The 14,104-nt window shown below is 36.0% G+C and carries 6 protein-coding genes and 1 tRNA gene; 4 read left to right on the top strand and 3 right to left on the bottom strand.

The window, feature by feature from the left end; genetic code table 11:
- Positions 1-24 precede the first annotated feature (24 nt).
- Entirely contained in the window at positions 25-7,506 is a 7,482-nt protein-coding gene (locus EJA19_RS06365; RefSeq protein WP_158611362.1) for a T9SS type B sorting domain-containing protein, read from the top strand.
- Between the two features lie 83 nt (positions 7,507-7,589).
- Here EJA19_RS06365 and EJA19_RS06360 read toward each other — a convergent pair whose 3' ends face one another.
- Together EJA19_RS06360 and EJA19_RS06355 are read right to left on the bottom strand one after the other, a co-directional pair.
- Positions 7,590-9,128 (bottom strand): OmpP1/FadL family transporter, encoded by a 1,539-nt coding sequence (locus EJA19_RS06360; protein WP_125467511.1) that lies wholly within the window; start codon positions 9,126-9,128, stop codon positions 7,590-7,592.
- A 47-nt stretch (positions 9,129-9,175) separates the two neighbouring features.
- Positions 9,176-10,138, bottom strand: a complete 963-nt coding sequence (locus EJA19_RS06355; RefSeq protein WP_125467510.1) for a hypothetical protein — start codon at positions 10,136-10,138, stop codon at positions 9,176-9,178.
- Positions 10,139-10,239: 101 nt separating this feature from the next.
- Between EJA19_RS06355 and proS the strand changes: the two genes are divergently transcribed.
- The 3 genes from proS to rpsT all read left to right on the top strand — a co-directional run bounded on the left by proS (position 10,240) and on the right by rpsT (position 12,216).
- Entirely contained in the window at positions 10,240-11,718 is a 1,479-nt protein-coding gene (gene proS, locus EJA19_RS06350) for a proline--tRNA ligase (protein ID WP_125467509.1), read from the top strand.
- A 145-nt stretch (positions 11,719-11,863) separates the two neighbouring features.
- Positions 11,864-11,935 (top strand) — tRNA-Glu (locus EJA19_RS06345).
- A gap of 29 nt (positions 11,936-11,964) precedes the next feature.
- A complete protein-coding gene (gene rpsT, locus EJA19_RS06340; protein WP_125467508.1) occupies positions 11,965-12,216 on the top strand; it encodes a 30S ribosomal protein S20 in 252 nt (83 codons plus the stop codon).
- Positions 12,217-12,353: 137 nt separating this feature from the next.
- On the opposite strand, the gene rho is transcribed toward rpsT, so the two are convergent.
- Complete coding sequence (gene rho, locus EJA19_RS06335; protein WP_125467507.1) at positions 12,354-13,955, bottom strand: transcription termination factor Rho; 1,602 nt, start codon at positions 13,953-13,955, stop codon at positions 12,354-12,356.
- Between the last annotated feature and the right edge of the window lie 149 nt (positions 13,956-14,104).

The following is a 14,104-nucleotide window of genomic DNA, read 5'->3' as shown; positions in this document are numbered from 1 at the left end:
TCAGTTAATAACTTAATGCTAATTATGAAAAAGATAATTGCCCTATTTATCCTCTTGTTTTCAGTATTGTCTTATGGTCAGGGACCAGGTTGTCCTAATGTTCAAGCCGGAGGTGTGAGTACTGGAGGAGACGTTGTATTAGATTGTGGAGATTCTTGTGTCGATTTATCAGCAACCTTTTTAGAAACTGGAGAAACCACCAGTTATGAGGTATCTTCAATACCTTATAATCCACCAACAGCTTACCAAGGGCTGTCCAATCCTATTTTTGTTGGTTCAGATGATATATGGAGTGATGTTGTAGATTTACCATTCGAATTCTGTTTTTTTGGAGATGTTTATGATCAATTAGTATTAGGTGCTAATGGATTAATTAGTTTTGATACAAGTCTAGCAGGAGGTTTTAATGCTTGGGCTTTTGATGACCAATTACCATCAAACACCGATGACCCTCTATCTAATGGTAACATCTTTGGGGCTTGTCATGATATTTATCCACCGGTAAGTCCTCCAGAAGCTGAAATAGCATGGGAGGTAAGGGGTACATACCCTTGTAGAACATTTGTAATAAGTTTTTATCATCAAGCACAGTTTAGTTGTACAGATTTGTTAACCACACAAATGATGGTGCTTTATGAAGGGACTAATGCTATTGAAGTTTATATTGAAAATAAACCAATATGTGATGGTTGGAATGACGGTAATGCTGTAATAGGTATTCAAAATAACGCAGGAACGGTTGCTTATGTGCCACCTGGACGTAATACAGGAGCATGGCAGCCACCAGAATTAATACCTGGAACAGGTATTCGTGTAGAAGGATGGCGTTTTACCCCTAATGGTACACCTAACTACCAATTAACATGGTACGATGAAGGTGGAACTCCTTTAGGAAATGATCCAACAATAAACGTTTGTCCTACCACAGATACATTTTATACAGCAGAAGTAGAATATACAAATTGTAATGGAGATGTATTTTCTGACTCAGATATAGTTAATGTTACTTTTGGTGGAACCCCTCCTACAGTTACATTAACAAGTAACGGGAGTGTTTGTACAGGTGGCGATGCTGTATTTACTATAACAGGAACCCCAGGAGATATTGTAGATTATAATATTAATGGCGGAGCAACCCAACAAATTACGTTAGATGCTTCTGGAGAAGGTGTCGTTACTATTTCTGGTATTACCGCAGATCAAACAATAAACTTATTAGCGGTTAATAACCCTGGCAATGGTTGTAGTGCAACATTAACAGATACGAATACAGTAACTATTACAGCCACACCAACTGTAACGCTTACAAGTAATAATAGTACATGTTCTGGAGGTGATGCTGTGTTTACTATAACGGGTACACCAGGTGATATAGTTGACTATAGTTTAAATGGTGGTGCAACTCAACAAGTTACTTTAGATGCTTCAGGAGAAGGTATTGTAACTGTAACAGGAGTAACAACAGATCAAACAATAAATTTATTAGCTGTAAATAACCCAACAACAACTTGTAGCGATACGTTATCAGACACAGCAACGGTTACTATTACTGCAAACCCAACAGTAACTTTATCAACAAATACAGACATATGCTCTGGAGACGATGCTATTTTTACTATTGTAGGTTCTCCAGGAGATGTAGTAGACTATAATATTAATGGTGGAGCTACACAACAAGTTACGCTTGATGCTGCTGGTCAAGGGAATGTTACTGTAACAGGGGCAACAACCGACCAAACAATAAACTTATTAGAAGTAAATAACCCTACCTCTGGGTGTGGAGATACACTATCTAATACGGAGACTGTTGTAATAAATAGAGAACCTGCCGTTACATTATCAACAAACACAGATATATGTTCTGGTGATGATGCTATATTTACTATAACAGGGACTGCTGGAGATATAGTGGATTATAATATTAATGGCGGTACAACACAACAAATTACTTTAGATGCTTCTGGACAAGGTGTTGTAACAGTAACAGGAGTAACAACAGATCAAATAATTAATTTACAATTGGTAACCGATCCAGTTACTAGTTGTTCTGTAACATTAAATGATACTGAAACAGTTACTGTAATTGCTAATCCAACGGTAACATTATCGACAAATACAGATATTTGCTCTGGCGATGATGCCATTTTTACATTAGTAGGTTCAGCAGGTGATATTGTAGATTATTCACTTAATTCTGGAGCAACACAACAGGTAACACTAGATGCTTCTGGACAAGCAACAGTAACTACAGTTGGAGCAACGGTTGATCAAAATATAGAGTTACAAGCAATTAATAACCCTGGAACTGGATGTAGTTCTGTTTTAACTGACACCGCAGTTATTCTCGTAAATCCAAATCCATCTGTAACATTAACTAGTAATGGTAGTACATGTTCTGGAAGTGATGCCGTATTTACTATAACAGGAAATTCAGGAGATATTGTAGATTATACCATTAATGGAGGAGCAACACAACAAATAACACTTGATGCTTCTGGACAAGGGATTGTATTAATAAGTGGTGTTACGGTTGATCAAGTTATTGTTTTAGAATTAGTAACTACGCCATCTACATCGTGTAATACTGTTTTAACTGATACTGAAACTGTGGTAATAGAGAGTACACCATCTGTTGGTTTGACAACCAATAGTGATATTTGTTCTGGAGAAGATGCCATATTTACCATAACAGGCTCGCCAGGAGATATTGTGGATTATAATTTAAATGGTGGTACAACTCAGCAAATTACTTTAGATGCTTCTGGTCAAGGAGTTATTACTGTGCCAGCAGCTACTTCAGATGAGACGATTAACCTTGAGTTAGTTAATAACCCTTCTACGGGATGTAATGGTACTTTAACAGATACAGAAACAGTAATAGTAAATCCTAATCCAACAGTTACGTTATCTAGTAATGGTAGTATTTGTCCTAATGATGATGCCGAATTTACCATAACAGGCTCGCCAGGAGATATAGTAGATTATAATCTAAATGGTGGTGCAACCCAACAAGTTACTATAGATGCTTCAGGTCAAGGTATTGTAACTGTCGCTGGAGCCACTACAGATCAAACGATAACATTAGAGTTGGTTGCTAATCCAACAACAACATGTAGTACAACATTAGCAAATACAGAAACGGTTACTATTTTAACACCTCCTACAATAACCTCATTAAGCACGAACAGTGATATATGTAGTGGAGACGATGCTATCTTTACGATAACAGGAACACCAGGAGATATTGTAGATTATAATGTAAACGGAGGAGCTACAGAACAGGTCACATTAGATGCTACGACAGGAGAAGGGCTTGTAACGATTGTAGGTGCTACTACAGATCAAACAATAACGTTAGAGTTGGTTACTAATCCAACAACAACCTGTAGTACAGTATTAACAAACACAGACATAGTTACTGTTATAGAAAATCCAACAGCTACAGTAACCTCTAATGGCGATATTTGTTTTAATGAAGATGCATCTTTTACTATAACAGGAGATCCTGATAATGTTGTTGATTACAACGTTAATGGTGGTGCAACTCAACAAGTAACCCTTGACGCAGCAGGAGAAGCACTTATAACATTGCCAGGCGCAACAGTAGATCAAGTATTAACTTTAGAGCAAGTTGTTAATCCAACAACAACCTGTAGTACAGTATTAACAGAAGAAGCTACAGTAGTTGTTAACCCACTACCAACAGTAGTAGATCCAACAGCATTAATAGTCTGTGATGATAATATTTCAGACGGCATGACAGAGATGGATTTAACAGTTAAGGACAATGAGATAACAGCTGGAAACAGTAGTTATAATGTAACGTATTACAATAGTTTAGCAGAAGCACAAGCAGGTACCCCAGAAGTAGCTCCATCATCCATGGCTTATATCGGGTCAGATGGAGAAGTTGTTCATGTAAGAGTAGAAGATGCTACAACAGGATGCGTTAATTTCACGACATTAACATTAAATGTAGTCAGTGCACCAGCAGCTAATACACCAAGCGATTTACATTATTGCGATCCGGATAACGACGGTTTAGGTGTTTTTGATTTATCAGCAGTTGCCGCAGAAGTTACAACTGACCCAGCCTTAGAGGTAACCTTTCACTTAACAGAGCAAAATGCTATAGACGATGTCTTACCACAGGGCAATGTATTGTCTAATGTAATGGGGCAAATTATTTATGTAAGAGTGGACTATGCTGGAACAAGTACAGACTGTCCAACTATAGTCGAGTTAAACTTAATTGTAGATCCAACCCCTGAGATAGAAGAGGATTTAGATCCTATAGTAATGTGTGATGATGATGGTACCGCAGATGGTTTAACAGAGTTTGATTTAACCATTAGAAATGTAGATGTTTTAAATGGCTTAAGTAATACAGATTATACCGTTACTTATTATGAAGATCCTGCCGATGCCGATATAGGAACAACAGCAGCAACTTACATAGCCACACCAGCAGCATACACAAACACTACACCAGACATGCAAACCATAGGTGTTCGTGTAGAAAATAACACTACAGGTTGTTATACGGCTACAACACTAGATTTAATTGTTAATCCATTACCCGTTCCAGAAACAACAAATGAAGCCTTGTTTTTAACAATTTGTGATGATACAGTGGACAACGATGGTTATGGTATTTTTGATTTAACACAACAAGATGATATAATTACCGGAGGAAACACCAACTGGTCAGTAGATTATTATGAAACCATGGCAGACCTACAAGCAGGGAATACCATATCAGATTATACAGCTTATGCAAACACCTCTATAAATGGACTGCCACATAATCCACAAACCTTATTTGTGTTGGTAACTATTGGCGCCACAGGATGTTCAGCAACATCAACACTAACTATAGAAGTGTTAGATGTACCAACCCCAACCCCATCAGCTAATATAACTCCTTTAGAAGCGTGTGATGAGGATAATGATGGTTATGCAGAATTTGATTTACAATCAGCAACTATTGAGATAGATAATGGAGAAGGCAATGATATAACGTACCATGGAACCTATGAAAATGCGGAAGACGGCGTTAACGAATTACCAGATCTTTATACAAATAACGATGCAGGAACCGATATTGTTTATGTAAGAGCGACAGACCCTGTGACATTATGTTATACAGTAGTTGAGTTGCAATTAATAGCTTTACCAACACCAGAAGTGTTAACAGATATAGCACCGTATTCAGAATGTGATGATGATTATGATGGTATAACATCTTTTGATTTAACAACAATGGATGCTACCATATACAATGGTCAAAACCCAGCAGATTATACATTAACCTATCATGAGACACTAGCAGATGCAGAAGCTATTCCAGGAGTAGATCCTATAGTAGAACCGCAATTATCAAATTACATGAGTTCCGACGCAACAATTTATGTGCGCTTAGAAGGAGCAAATGGATGTATAGCAACAGGTCAATTCGATATCATTGTAAACTTACCGCCAACAATAGCGTTACAAGACGGATTATTTGAAATTTGTGACGACTCTATAGACAATGATGGATACGCTAGTTTTGATTTAACAACAATGAATGGCGAGATAACAGGAAACGACAGTACATTAGTTGTAGATTATTATGAGACGATGGCCGATGTAGAGTCAGGTAATTCAATACCAGATTATACAGACTATACTAACATATCAGTAGGAGGCTTACCACATAACCCACAAACCATTTTTGTAACAGTAACAGAAACGTCAAGTGGTAATAATTGTTATGCGGTAACCACATTAACATTGGTTGTTAATACGTTACCAACCCCTAATGATAATTTACCAGATTTAGAGGCATGTGATGATAACAATCCAGGAGACTTAGAAGAGGTTTTCGATTTAACAGAAAATGAGCCATTAATGTTAAATGCGTTTGATGAAACAGCAACATACTATACTAGTTTAGAAGATGCCGAAGCAGGTGTAAATGCAATAGCCACACCAGATGCTTATCAAAGTGCAGCGCAAACTATTTATGTGCGAGTAACCAATACAGGAGATCCAGCAGATCCTTCAGATACAGGAACAGGCTGTTACACAATTGTTACTTTTAATTTAATTGTAAACCCATTACCAGAAACCACAGCAGTTGAAGATATTATTGCTTGTGAAGTAAATACAGATGGTTATTATACGTTTGATTTAACAATTAGAACAGATGATATTTTAAATGGTCAGCCACAACCAGATTATGAGGTACATTATTATGAAACCTTAGCTGCGGCAGAATCAGGAACTGGCTGGATAACGAATGATACAGCATATACAAATATAGAAGACCCAGCAAATGCAGGAACACCATTAAACCCGCAAGAGATTTATGTGAGTATCACAAATACAATTACAGGATGTAGTGTAGCTACAGTAAGCTTCTTTATAGAAGTACAAGAAGGCGCTATGGCTAATATAGTGCCAACATTTGAAATGTGCGACGATAATATGGAATTTGATGGTGATCCATCAAATGATACTGTGGCATTCGATTTAACAATACAAGATGCAACAGTATTAGGTACAACACAAAGTCCTACAGACTTTACAGTAACTTATTATGAATCTGAAGCAGATGCATTAGATATGATGAATGCCCTATCAAGTCCATATACAAACATCTCAAACCCACAAACTATATGGGTAAGAGTAGATAATGATATGACAGCAGATAATGATTGTTACGATATCACGTCATTTGAATTACAAGTCAATCCAATCCCATCATTTACATTAGATAACGAATATACACTTTGTGTTGATGCTAATGGTACAGAGGTGATAAACACCCCAATATTAGACACAGGCTTGAGCGACACACTATATACGTTTGAATGGACAGAGGCTGGAGACCCAAGTACCGTATTAGGAACTGGCTCTAGTTACGAACCTGTAATAGGCGGTGTTTATACGGTGTATGTAGAAGATATTGCCACCCAATGTACTAGTACGGTAACAACAACTGTAATAGAGAGTGGTCCACCAGCATTAACAGCAACAGTAACAACGGAAGCCTTTGCAGACCCACATGCTGTAGTAGCTACTGTTACTGGAGAAGGCGAGTATGAATTTAGTTTAGACAATGGTCCTTGGGTAAGCAATGGTACAAACACGTATACCTTTACCGATGTAGCCTTTGGAGAGTATACCGTAAGAGCACGTGATATCAACGGATGTGGTATAAGCTATGATGATGTATTTGTGGTAGATTACCCATTATATTTTACTCCAAATGATGATGGCTTTAATGATACTTGGCAGATTGTTGGAATTCAAGATCAGTTAGATGCAAAGATTTATATTTTCGACCGTTATGGTAAATTATTAAAACAACTTAGTCCATCAGGGCCAGGTTGGGATGGAACGTTTAATGGCGAGGTATTACCATCTAGTGATTACTGGTTTACAATAGAGTATAGAGAACCAGGAGAGGTAAATGGTCCAGCAAAAGAGTTTAGGGCTCACTTCTCTTTAAAAAGATAATACAATAAGAGAACGATTAATAATAAAAAAAGCCTGAGCAATTTGCTCAGGCTTTTTTATAAGAAATAATAAATATTATTTTATTATAAACTAAAACCAACAGTTAAAATAACATTGTTATTGGAGTTATTAATACTGGCTCTATTAGTCAATCCAACACTATATAATTGATTCTTATAGTCTCTTTCAGCATGATCAAAGGACAAATCTATATTGAATTTTCCAAAATTATATCCTAAACCAAGAGAATAACCATCTAAGTCTCCAACATAATTACTATCATTTCTATCCTCTTTATAAGGACTTTCTTCTAGGCGATAACCAGCTCTTAAACTTAACTGTTTAATACGATATTCACCACCAAATCGATATGTAGATGCTGTTGTTAACCTATTGCTAATGTCTTGATTTAAGCGTGAAAAATACGTGTCAGAAGTTGGTCTGTATTTTGTATTTCCATAGTCTTTAATAGAATAGTCGAAACTTATAAGACCATGTTTTCCAAAAATATAAGCAAGGCTTCCTGTAAATTTTCCTGGTGTTTGCAGTTTGTATGATGGATATACATTAATAACTGTGCTTATATAATTAATTTCAGGATCAGCAATATTAGAATTTATATTTTGACTAAGTTCTTCGTCAATTCTATACCATGTAGGCGAATTATAAGCCAATCCGGCTCTAAAGTTTTCTGTTATATTGGCAATAGCTCCTAATTGAAATGAAAATCCAGAACCAGTTGTAGATAGTCTGTTTTCAAAGAAAACGTCATTTGCTAAAGAGTTAGGGTCGGAATTAGTTTCATAAAAATGAGTTGTTTTATCATAGTTTATAAAATGGGAGTTTAAATTAAGGCCTAAGTATAACTTATCTTTAAATTGCGTTGCAAAGTTAAATGCAAACTTACCATTGTAACCTGTAGAAGCGTAAAAGTATTCTTGATTAAACGCTGTTGCAGGAGCTGTATTTGAAATGTAATCTATATTATTATCGTTTGTGTCGTTATCCATATTTACAGGATCGATAATACCAGCCCAATACCCTAAAAATACCTGTTGGTAATCATATCCGTAGTTAGAACCTATATCAGCATAAGCTTCTTCAATATACTCGCCGGGTAATAGTTTAAGGACACCAAATTCAAATTCGCCAGCTTCTGTTCTATCTAAAAAATACCTATCTATAGATGTGTTGCTTGTACCTACTGCTAACCAATCATTGTCAAAATCGTTCGTTTTATCGTAGGCAACTCCTAGTGAAAACTTTTTCCAATTTGAATTTTCATTTCTATTATAAAAAACAAAAGCTGCGCCAGTTTGATTTAAATCAAAATTAGAGTCTCTAGCACTACTAGAACCATTAAAATATCGTGTTTCGTTTTTTATGTTATTGTTTGCAAGTGACAAAGAAACATGACTAGACGTAAATACTGCTGATCCAGCAGGGTTGATGCTTACAGCACTCATGTCGCCTCCTAATGCTCCAAATGCACCACTTAAAGCGCGAAATCTTGCTGTTCCTTGAATTTCGTCTTGCGAGTATCTTAAGGCGTCTGTTATGTCTTGAGAATGCGAAGTCTGGACAATAAAAAGACCTAAGGTTAATATTATTAACTTTTTCATATCAATATAATTAAGAGTGTGTTTATTTTTTTTTAGAGGGTTTCCTATTATCTTATTCCGCCGCCTCTTCTAGAACCGCCACCACCTCTAGAAAAACTTCTTCCAGATGAACTCCTACTAGATCTCATTGTTGGAGAGCTAGTTCTTGTTCTCGTGTTTATAGAAGAGTTATTTCTTCTAGGAGTTGTTGTTCTAGTCCTTGTTCTTGGCGTATTATTAGATGTATTATTTCTAGTTTTTACTCGTGTTCTTGTTCTAGGCGTAGAGTTATTGTTTCTTACACGTGGTGATGTTGTTCTAGTTCTAGTAGCTCTAGTTCTAGAATTATTTGTGGCTCTACTTCTGTCTCTAGTAACTCTAGAGGTGTTGTTTCTAGAAGTTAATCTACTATTATAATTTAGATAGCTTCCACGTCTAGAGTTGCTATAAGCATAGCTTCTTCTATAATAATTATTGTGGTGTGGGTATCCGTAATAAGGGTAAGACCATCCCCAATTCCAGCCATAATAGCCACCACCATAAAAATAAGGATCGTAGCCATAGTATCCCCAGCCTATACTCCAGCCAGGAGAATAATACCCCCAACCGTAATAACCGCCCCAATAATTATAAGGTCTGTACCACCAGCTGTTATAACCCCAGGAGTTATTGTAAACATTTACAGTTACATTGTCATTACTTTCTTGTCCCCATCCGGCATAACCAGAATTATAAACATCTGTAGAGTCGCCTTCTTTGTAAGCATCAATATCTGTAAAATATTCGTCGTCTTCAGGAATTTGATAGTCCTCAGATTTCTCTTTAAAATAATTTCTGTAGAAATCACTGTTAGAATTGCTTTCTTGAGCTTGTACAACTTCTTCTTCGTATTCAATCTCTGGGTTTGGGTTGTAGATTCCATCATTATCGTATGTAGCATACTGAGATGATCCACAAGATGACAAGATCAAGAGAAGCGCAAAAGCACCAGTGAAAAGTATTTTCTTTTTCATGTAGTAATTAAATCGCATATCTCTTGAATTTTATTGTTGAACATAACAAAAATAGTTAGTTTTGTGCAACTATTTTCTATATTTAACATAATCACAAACTTTGTGCCAAATTCCTATATATGAGCAAGAAACTTACAAGTAGAGCAGAAGATTATTCTAAATGGTATAACGAACTTGTTGTAAAAGCAGATTTAGCTGAGAATTCAGCTGTTAGAGGTTGTATGGTAATAAAACCTTATGGTTACGCCATTTGGGAAAAAATGCAAGCCGAATTAGATAGAATGTTTAAAGAAACGGGGCATCAAAATGCCTATTTCCCTCTATTTGTTCCAAAAAGCTTATTTGAAGCTGAAGAGAAAAATGCCGAAGGGTTTGCCAAAGAATGTGCTGTAGTAACGCATTATAGATTACAGAACGACCCAGATAATGAAGGAAAGCTTCGTGTAGATCCAGAAGCAAAATTAGAAGAAGAATTAGTGGTAAGACCTACAAGTGAGGCCATTATTTGGAATACCTATAAAGGGTGGATTCAATCTTACAGAGATTTACCTATTCTAGTTAATCAATGGGCAAATGTTGTGCGTTGGGAAATGCGTACACGATTATTTTTAAGAACAGCAGAATTTTTATGGCAAGAAGGACATACAGCTCACGAGACTAAAGAAGAAGCCATAAAGGAAGCCGAGTTAATGAATAATATATATGCCAATTTTGCCGAGAACTTTATGGCAATACCCGTTGTAAAAGGGTTAAAAACCGAAAGCGAACGTTTCGCAGGTGCTGTAGAAACGTATTGTATTGAAGCATTAATGCAAGATGGTAAAGCGTTACAAGCAGGAACCTCGCATTTTCTTGGACAAAATTTCGCCAAAGCTTTTGATGTTAAGTTTACTTCAAAAGAAGGGAAACAAGACTATGTTTGGGCAACATCTTGGGGTGTTTCTACTAGATTAATGGGTGCTTTAATAATGACACATAGCGACGATCATGGTTTGGTGTTACCGCCTAATTTAGCTCCAGATCAAGTTGTAATTGTACCTATATATAGATCCGATGAGCAATTAGAAGAAATTTCTAAAATCGCTAACTTAATAATGGGCGATTTACGCGCCAAGAATGTTTCGGTGAAGTTTGATGACAGAACAACACATAGGCCAGGAGCTAAGTTTGCACAGCATGAGTTACAAGGAGTTCCTTTACGAATAGCTATAGGACCTAAAGACTTGGAAAACGGAACTGTTGAGTTAGCAAGAAGAGACACGTTAACCAAAGAAATTGTACCATTAGATAGCTTAACACCTAAAATTGAAAACCTAATGGAGGAAATACAAAGTTCGTTGTACAAAAAAGCTTTAGATTATAGAAGTGAGCATACAACAGAAGTTGATACTTTCGACGAATTTAAAGAGGTTTTAAAAAATAAAGGCGGGTTTATATCGGCACATTGGGATGGTACCGCCGAAACCGAAGAGAAAATAAAAGAGCTTACCAAAGCAACAATAAGGTGTATTCCTTTAGATACAGGTAATGAGGAAGATAAATGTGTTTTTACTGGAGCGCCATCTAAAGGGAGAGTGCTTTTTGCCAAGGCGTATTAACTTTTTTTGTAAAAAAATAAATTTTGTTGTTGCAGAATATAAAAATAGAATTATATTTGCACCCGCAATGGAAACATTGAGGCTTTGAAAAAAGTTTTGCAAGTATTAAAAATTAATTTATATTTGCACTCTCAAAAACCAAAATGGCCCGTTCGTCTATCGGCTAGGACGCCAGGTTTTCATCCTGGTAAGAGGGGTTCGATTCCCCTACGGGCTACTTTTTATAACGAATAGAAGTAAAAACAAATGGCAAATCATAAGTCAGCGTTAAAAAGAATTAGAAGTAACGAAGCTAAGCGCTTAAGAAATAGATATCAGCATAGAACAACACGTAATGCTATTAAGAAATTACGTGACATGACTAGCAAGTCTGATGCTGAAAAATTATTTCCTTCAGTAGTGTCTATGGTAGATAAGTTAGCAAAGAATAATATTATTCACGCTAATAAAGCAGCAAACTTAAAGTCAAGTTTAGCTAAGCATGTTGCTTCACTATAAGTAGAGATAAAAGTTATATAATAGTATAAGGCTTCTCTTTTAGAGAAGCTTTTTTTTATTTGTTAATCTGATTTGTTCATAAAAAATCCCATTGAATTTTCAATGGGATTTTTTTATACTAATTATATAAGATGTTTTTAACCATTCATAGAGATTAAAAACTCTTCGTTATTTCGTGTTTGTTTTACTTTATCGTTAATAAACTCCATGGCTTCAACAGGGTTCATATCGGCAAGATATTTTCTTAATACCCACATGCGCTGTATAGTAGTTTCATCAAGTAGTAAATCGTCTCTTCGTGTACTAGAAGAAATTAAATCGATAGCAGGGAAAATACGTCTATTAGCAATACGTCTGTCTAATTGAAGTTCCATATTGCCAGTTCCTTTAAATTCTTCAAAAATCACTTCATCCATTTTTGAGCCTGTTTCTGTAAGTGCTGTAGCAATAATCGATAACGATCCACCATTTTCAATATTACGTGCGGCACCAAAGAAACGTTTTGGTTTATGTAGCGCATTGGCATCAACACCACCACTTAAAATTTTACCAGAGGCTGGTTGTACAGTGTTGTAGGCTCTCGCTAACCTTGTAATAGAATCTAGAAGAATAACTACATCATGACCGCATTCCACTAAACGTTTTGCTTTTTCTAATACGATGTTGGCAATGCGAACGTGTTCGTGAGCTTCTTTATCGAAAGTTGATGATACCACTTCACCACGAACATTACGTTGCATATCGGTAACTTCTTCTGGACGCTCATCAATTAAAAGGATAATTTGGTATACCTCAGGATGATTTGCTGCAATAGCATTGGCAATATCCTTAAGTAACATGGTTTTACCTGTTTTTGGTTGCGATACAATCATACCACGTTGTCCTTTTCCAATAGGAGAGAACAAATCCATAATTCTAGTAGATATGGTACTTTGCCTTTCGGCAATATTAAATTTTTCTTTAGGGAAAAGTGGGGTTAAATGTTCGAAAGAAACACGATCTCTCACAACTTGTGGATCTAAACCATTAATTTTATTCACTTTTATTAGCGGAAAGTATTTTTCACCTTCTTTTGGTGGGCGTACATTTCCAAGAACAGTATCTCCTGTTTTAAGGCCAAATAAGCGAATTTGCGATTGCGATACATAAATATCGTCAGGTGATGATAGGTAGTTGTAGTCAGACGATCTTAAAAAACCGTAACCATCTTGCATAATATCTAAAACACCTTCGCTTTCTATAATAGCGTCAAATTCGTAATCGGGCTCTCTGTATCTGTTTCTAGTATCTTTATTACCGTTATTTTGGTTTTTGTGTTCCTTTTTAGAGTTGTCCTGTTTGCTTTTGTTCGACTCTTTTTTAGGAGTATTCTTGCTAGAAGACTGCTCTTTGTTTTGTGTTTTATTGTTTTGACGCCCTTTGTCATTAGTGCTCTTATCGTTAGTATTCGATGATTTTGGCTTAGACTCTGGAGCTTTTTTAGACGGTGTGCTTTTTGTCGTATTAGTACTTTTTTGCACACGTTTTCTAGGTTGCTTTTTTGGGGTAGACGTTTCTTGTTCTTTAGTATCTTGTTTAGCTACACTAGAAACCTCTTGTGGGTTTGCTGCTTGGTAGTCTAAAATTTTATAAACTAAGTCTAGTTTTTTTAAAGAACGGTACTTAGAAACGTTTAATTGTTTAGCAATTTCCTGTAATTCAGGAAGCTTTTTAGCTTTTAATTGTGATATTTCAAACATTGATGTTAATTAAAGAATGTTTCAGTTAAATAATGAATTTGAATTTTTCTGAAAAAAAAGATTTTAATCTGAAGAATTAACAAGTTACTAACGTGGTAGTTGGGCTTGTTACTGCAATAATACAACTTTTATTTTAATTATTTGGGTGT

Source organism: Mangrovimonas spongiae, assembly GCF_003944795.1.
GTDB classification, from domain to species: domain Bacteria; phylum Bacteroidota; class Bacteroidia; order Flavobacteriales; family Flavobacteriaceae; genus Mangrovimonas; species Mangrovimonas spongiae.
This window is presented reverse-complemented; position numbering and strand designations above follow the sequence as displayed.

What these genes read in the sequence shown, in the direction of transcription:
- EJA19_RS06360 (WP_125467511.1), bottom strand. Translation starts at nt 9,128, where the DNA reads ATGAAAAAGTTAATAATATTAACCTTAGGTCTTTTTATTGTCCAGACT.
- rho (WP_125467507.1), bottom strand. Translation starts at nt 13,955, where the DNA reads ATGTTTGAAATATCACAATTAAAAGCTAAAAAGCTTCCTGAATTACAG.
- EJA19_RS06355 (WP_125467510.1), bottom strand. Translation starts at nt 10,138, where the DNA reads ATGCGATTTAATTACTACATGAAAAAGAAAATACTTTTCACTGGTGCT.
- EJA19_RS06365 (WP_158611362.1), top strand. Translation starts at nt 25, where the DNA reads ATGAAAAAGATAATTGCCCTATTTATCCTCTTGTTTTCAGTATTGTCT.
- proS (WP_125467509.1), top strand. Translation starts at nt 10,240, where the DNA reads ATGAGCAAGAAACTTACAAGTAGAGCAGAAGATTATTCTAAATGGTAT.
- rpsT (WP_125467508.1), top strand. Translation starts at nt 11,965, where the DNA reads ATGGCAAATCATAAGTCAGCGTTAAAAAGAATTAGAAGTAACGAAGCT.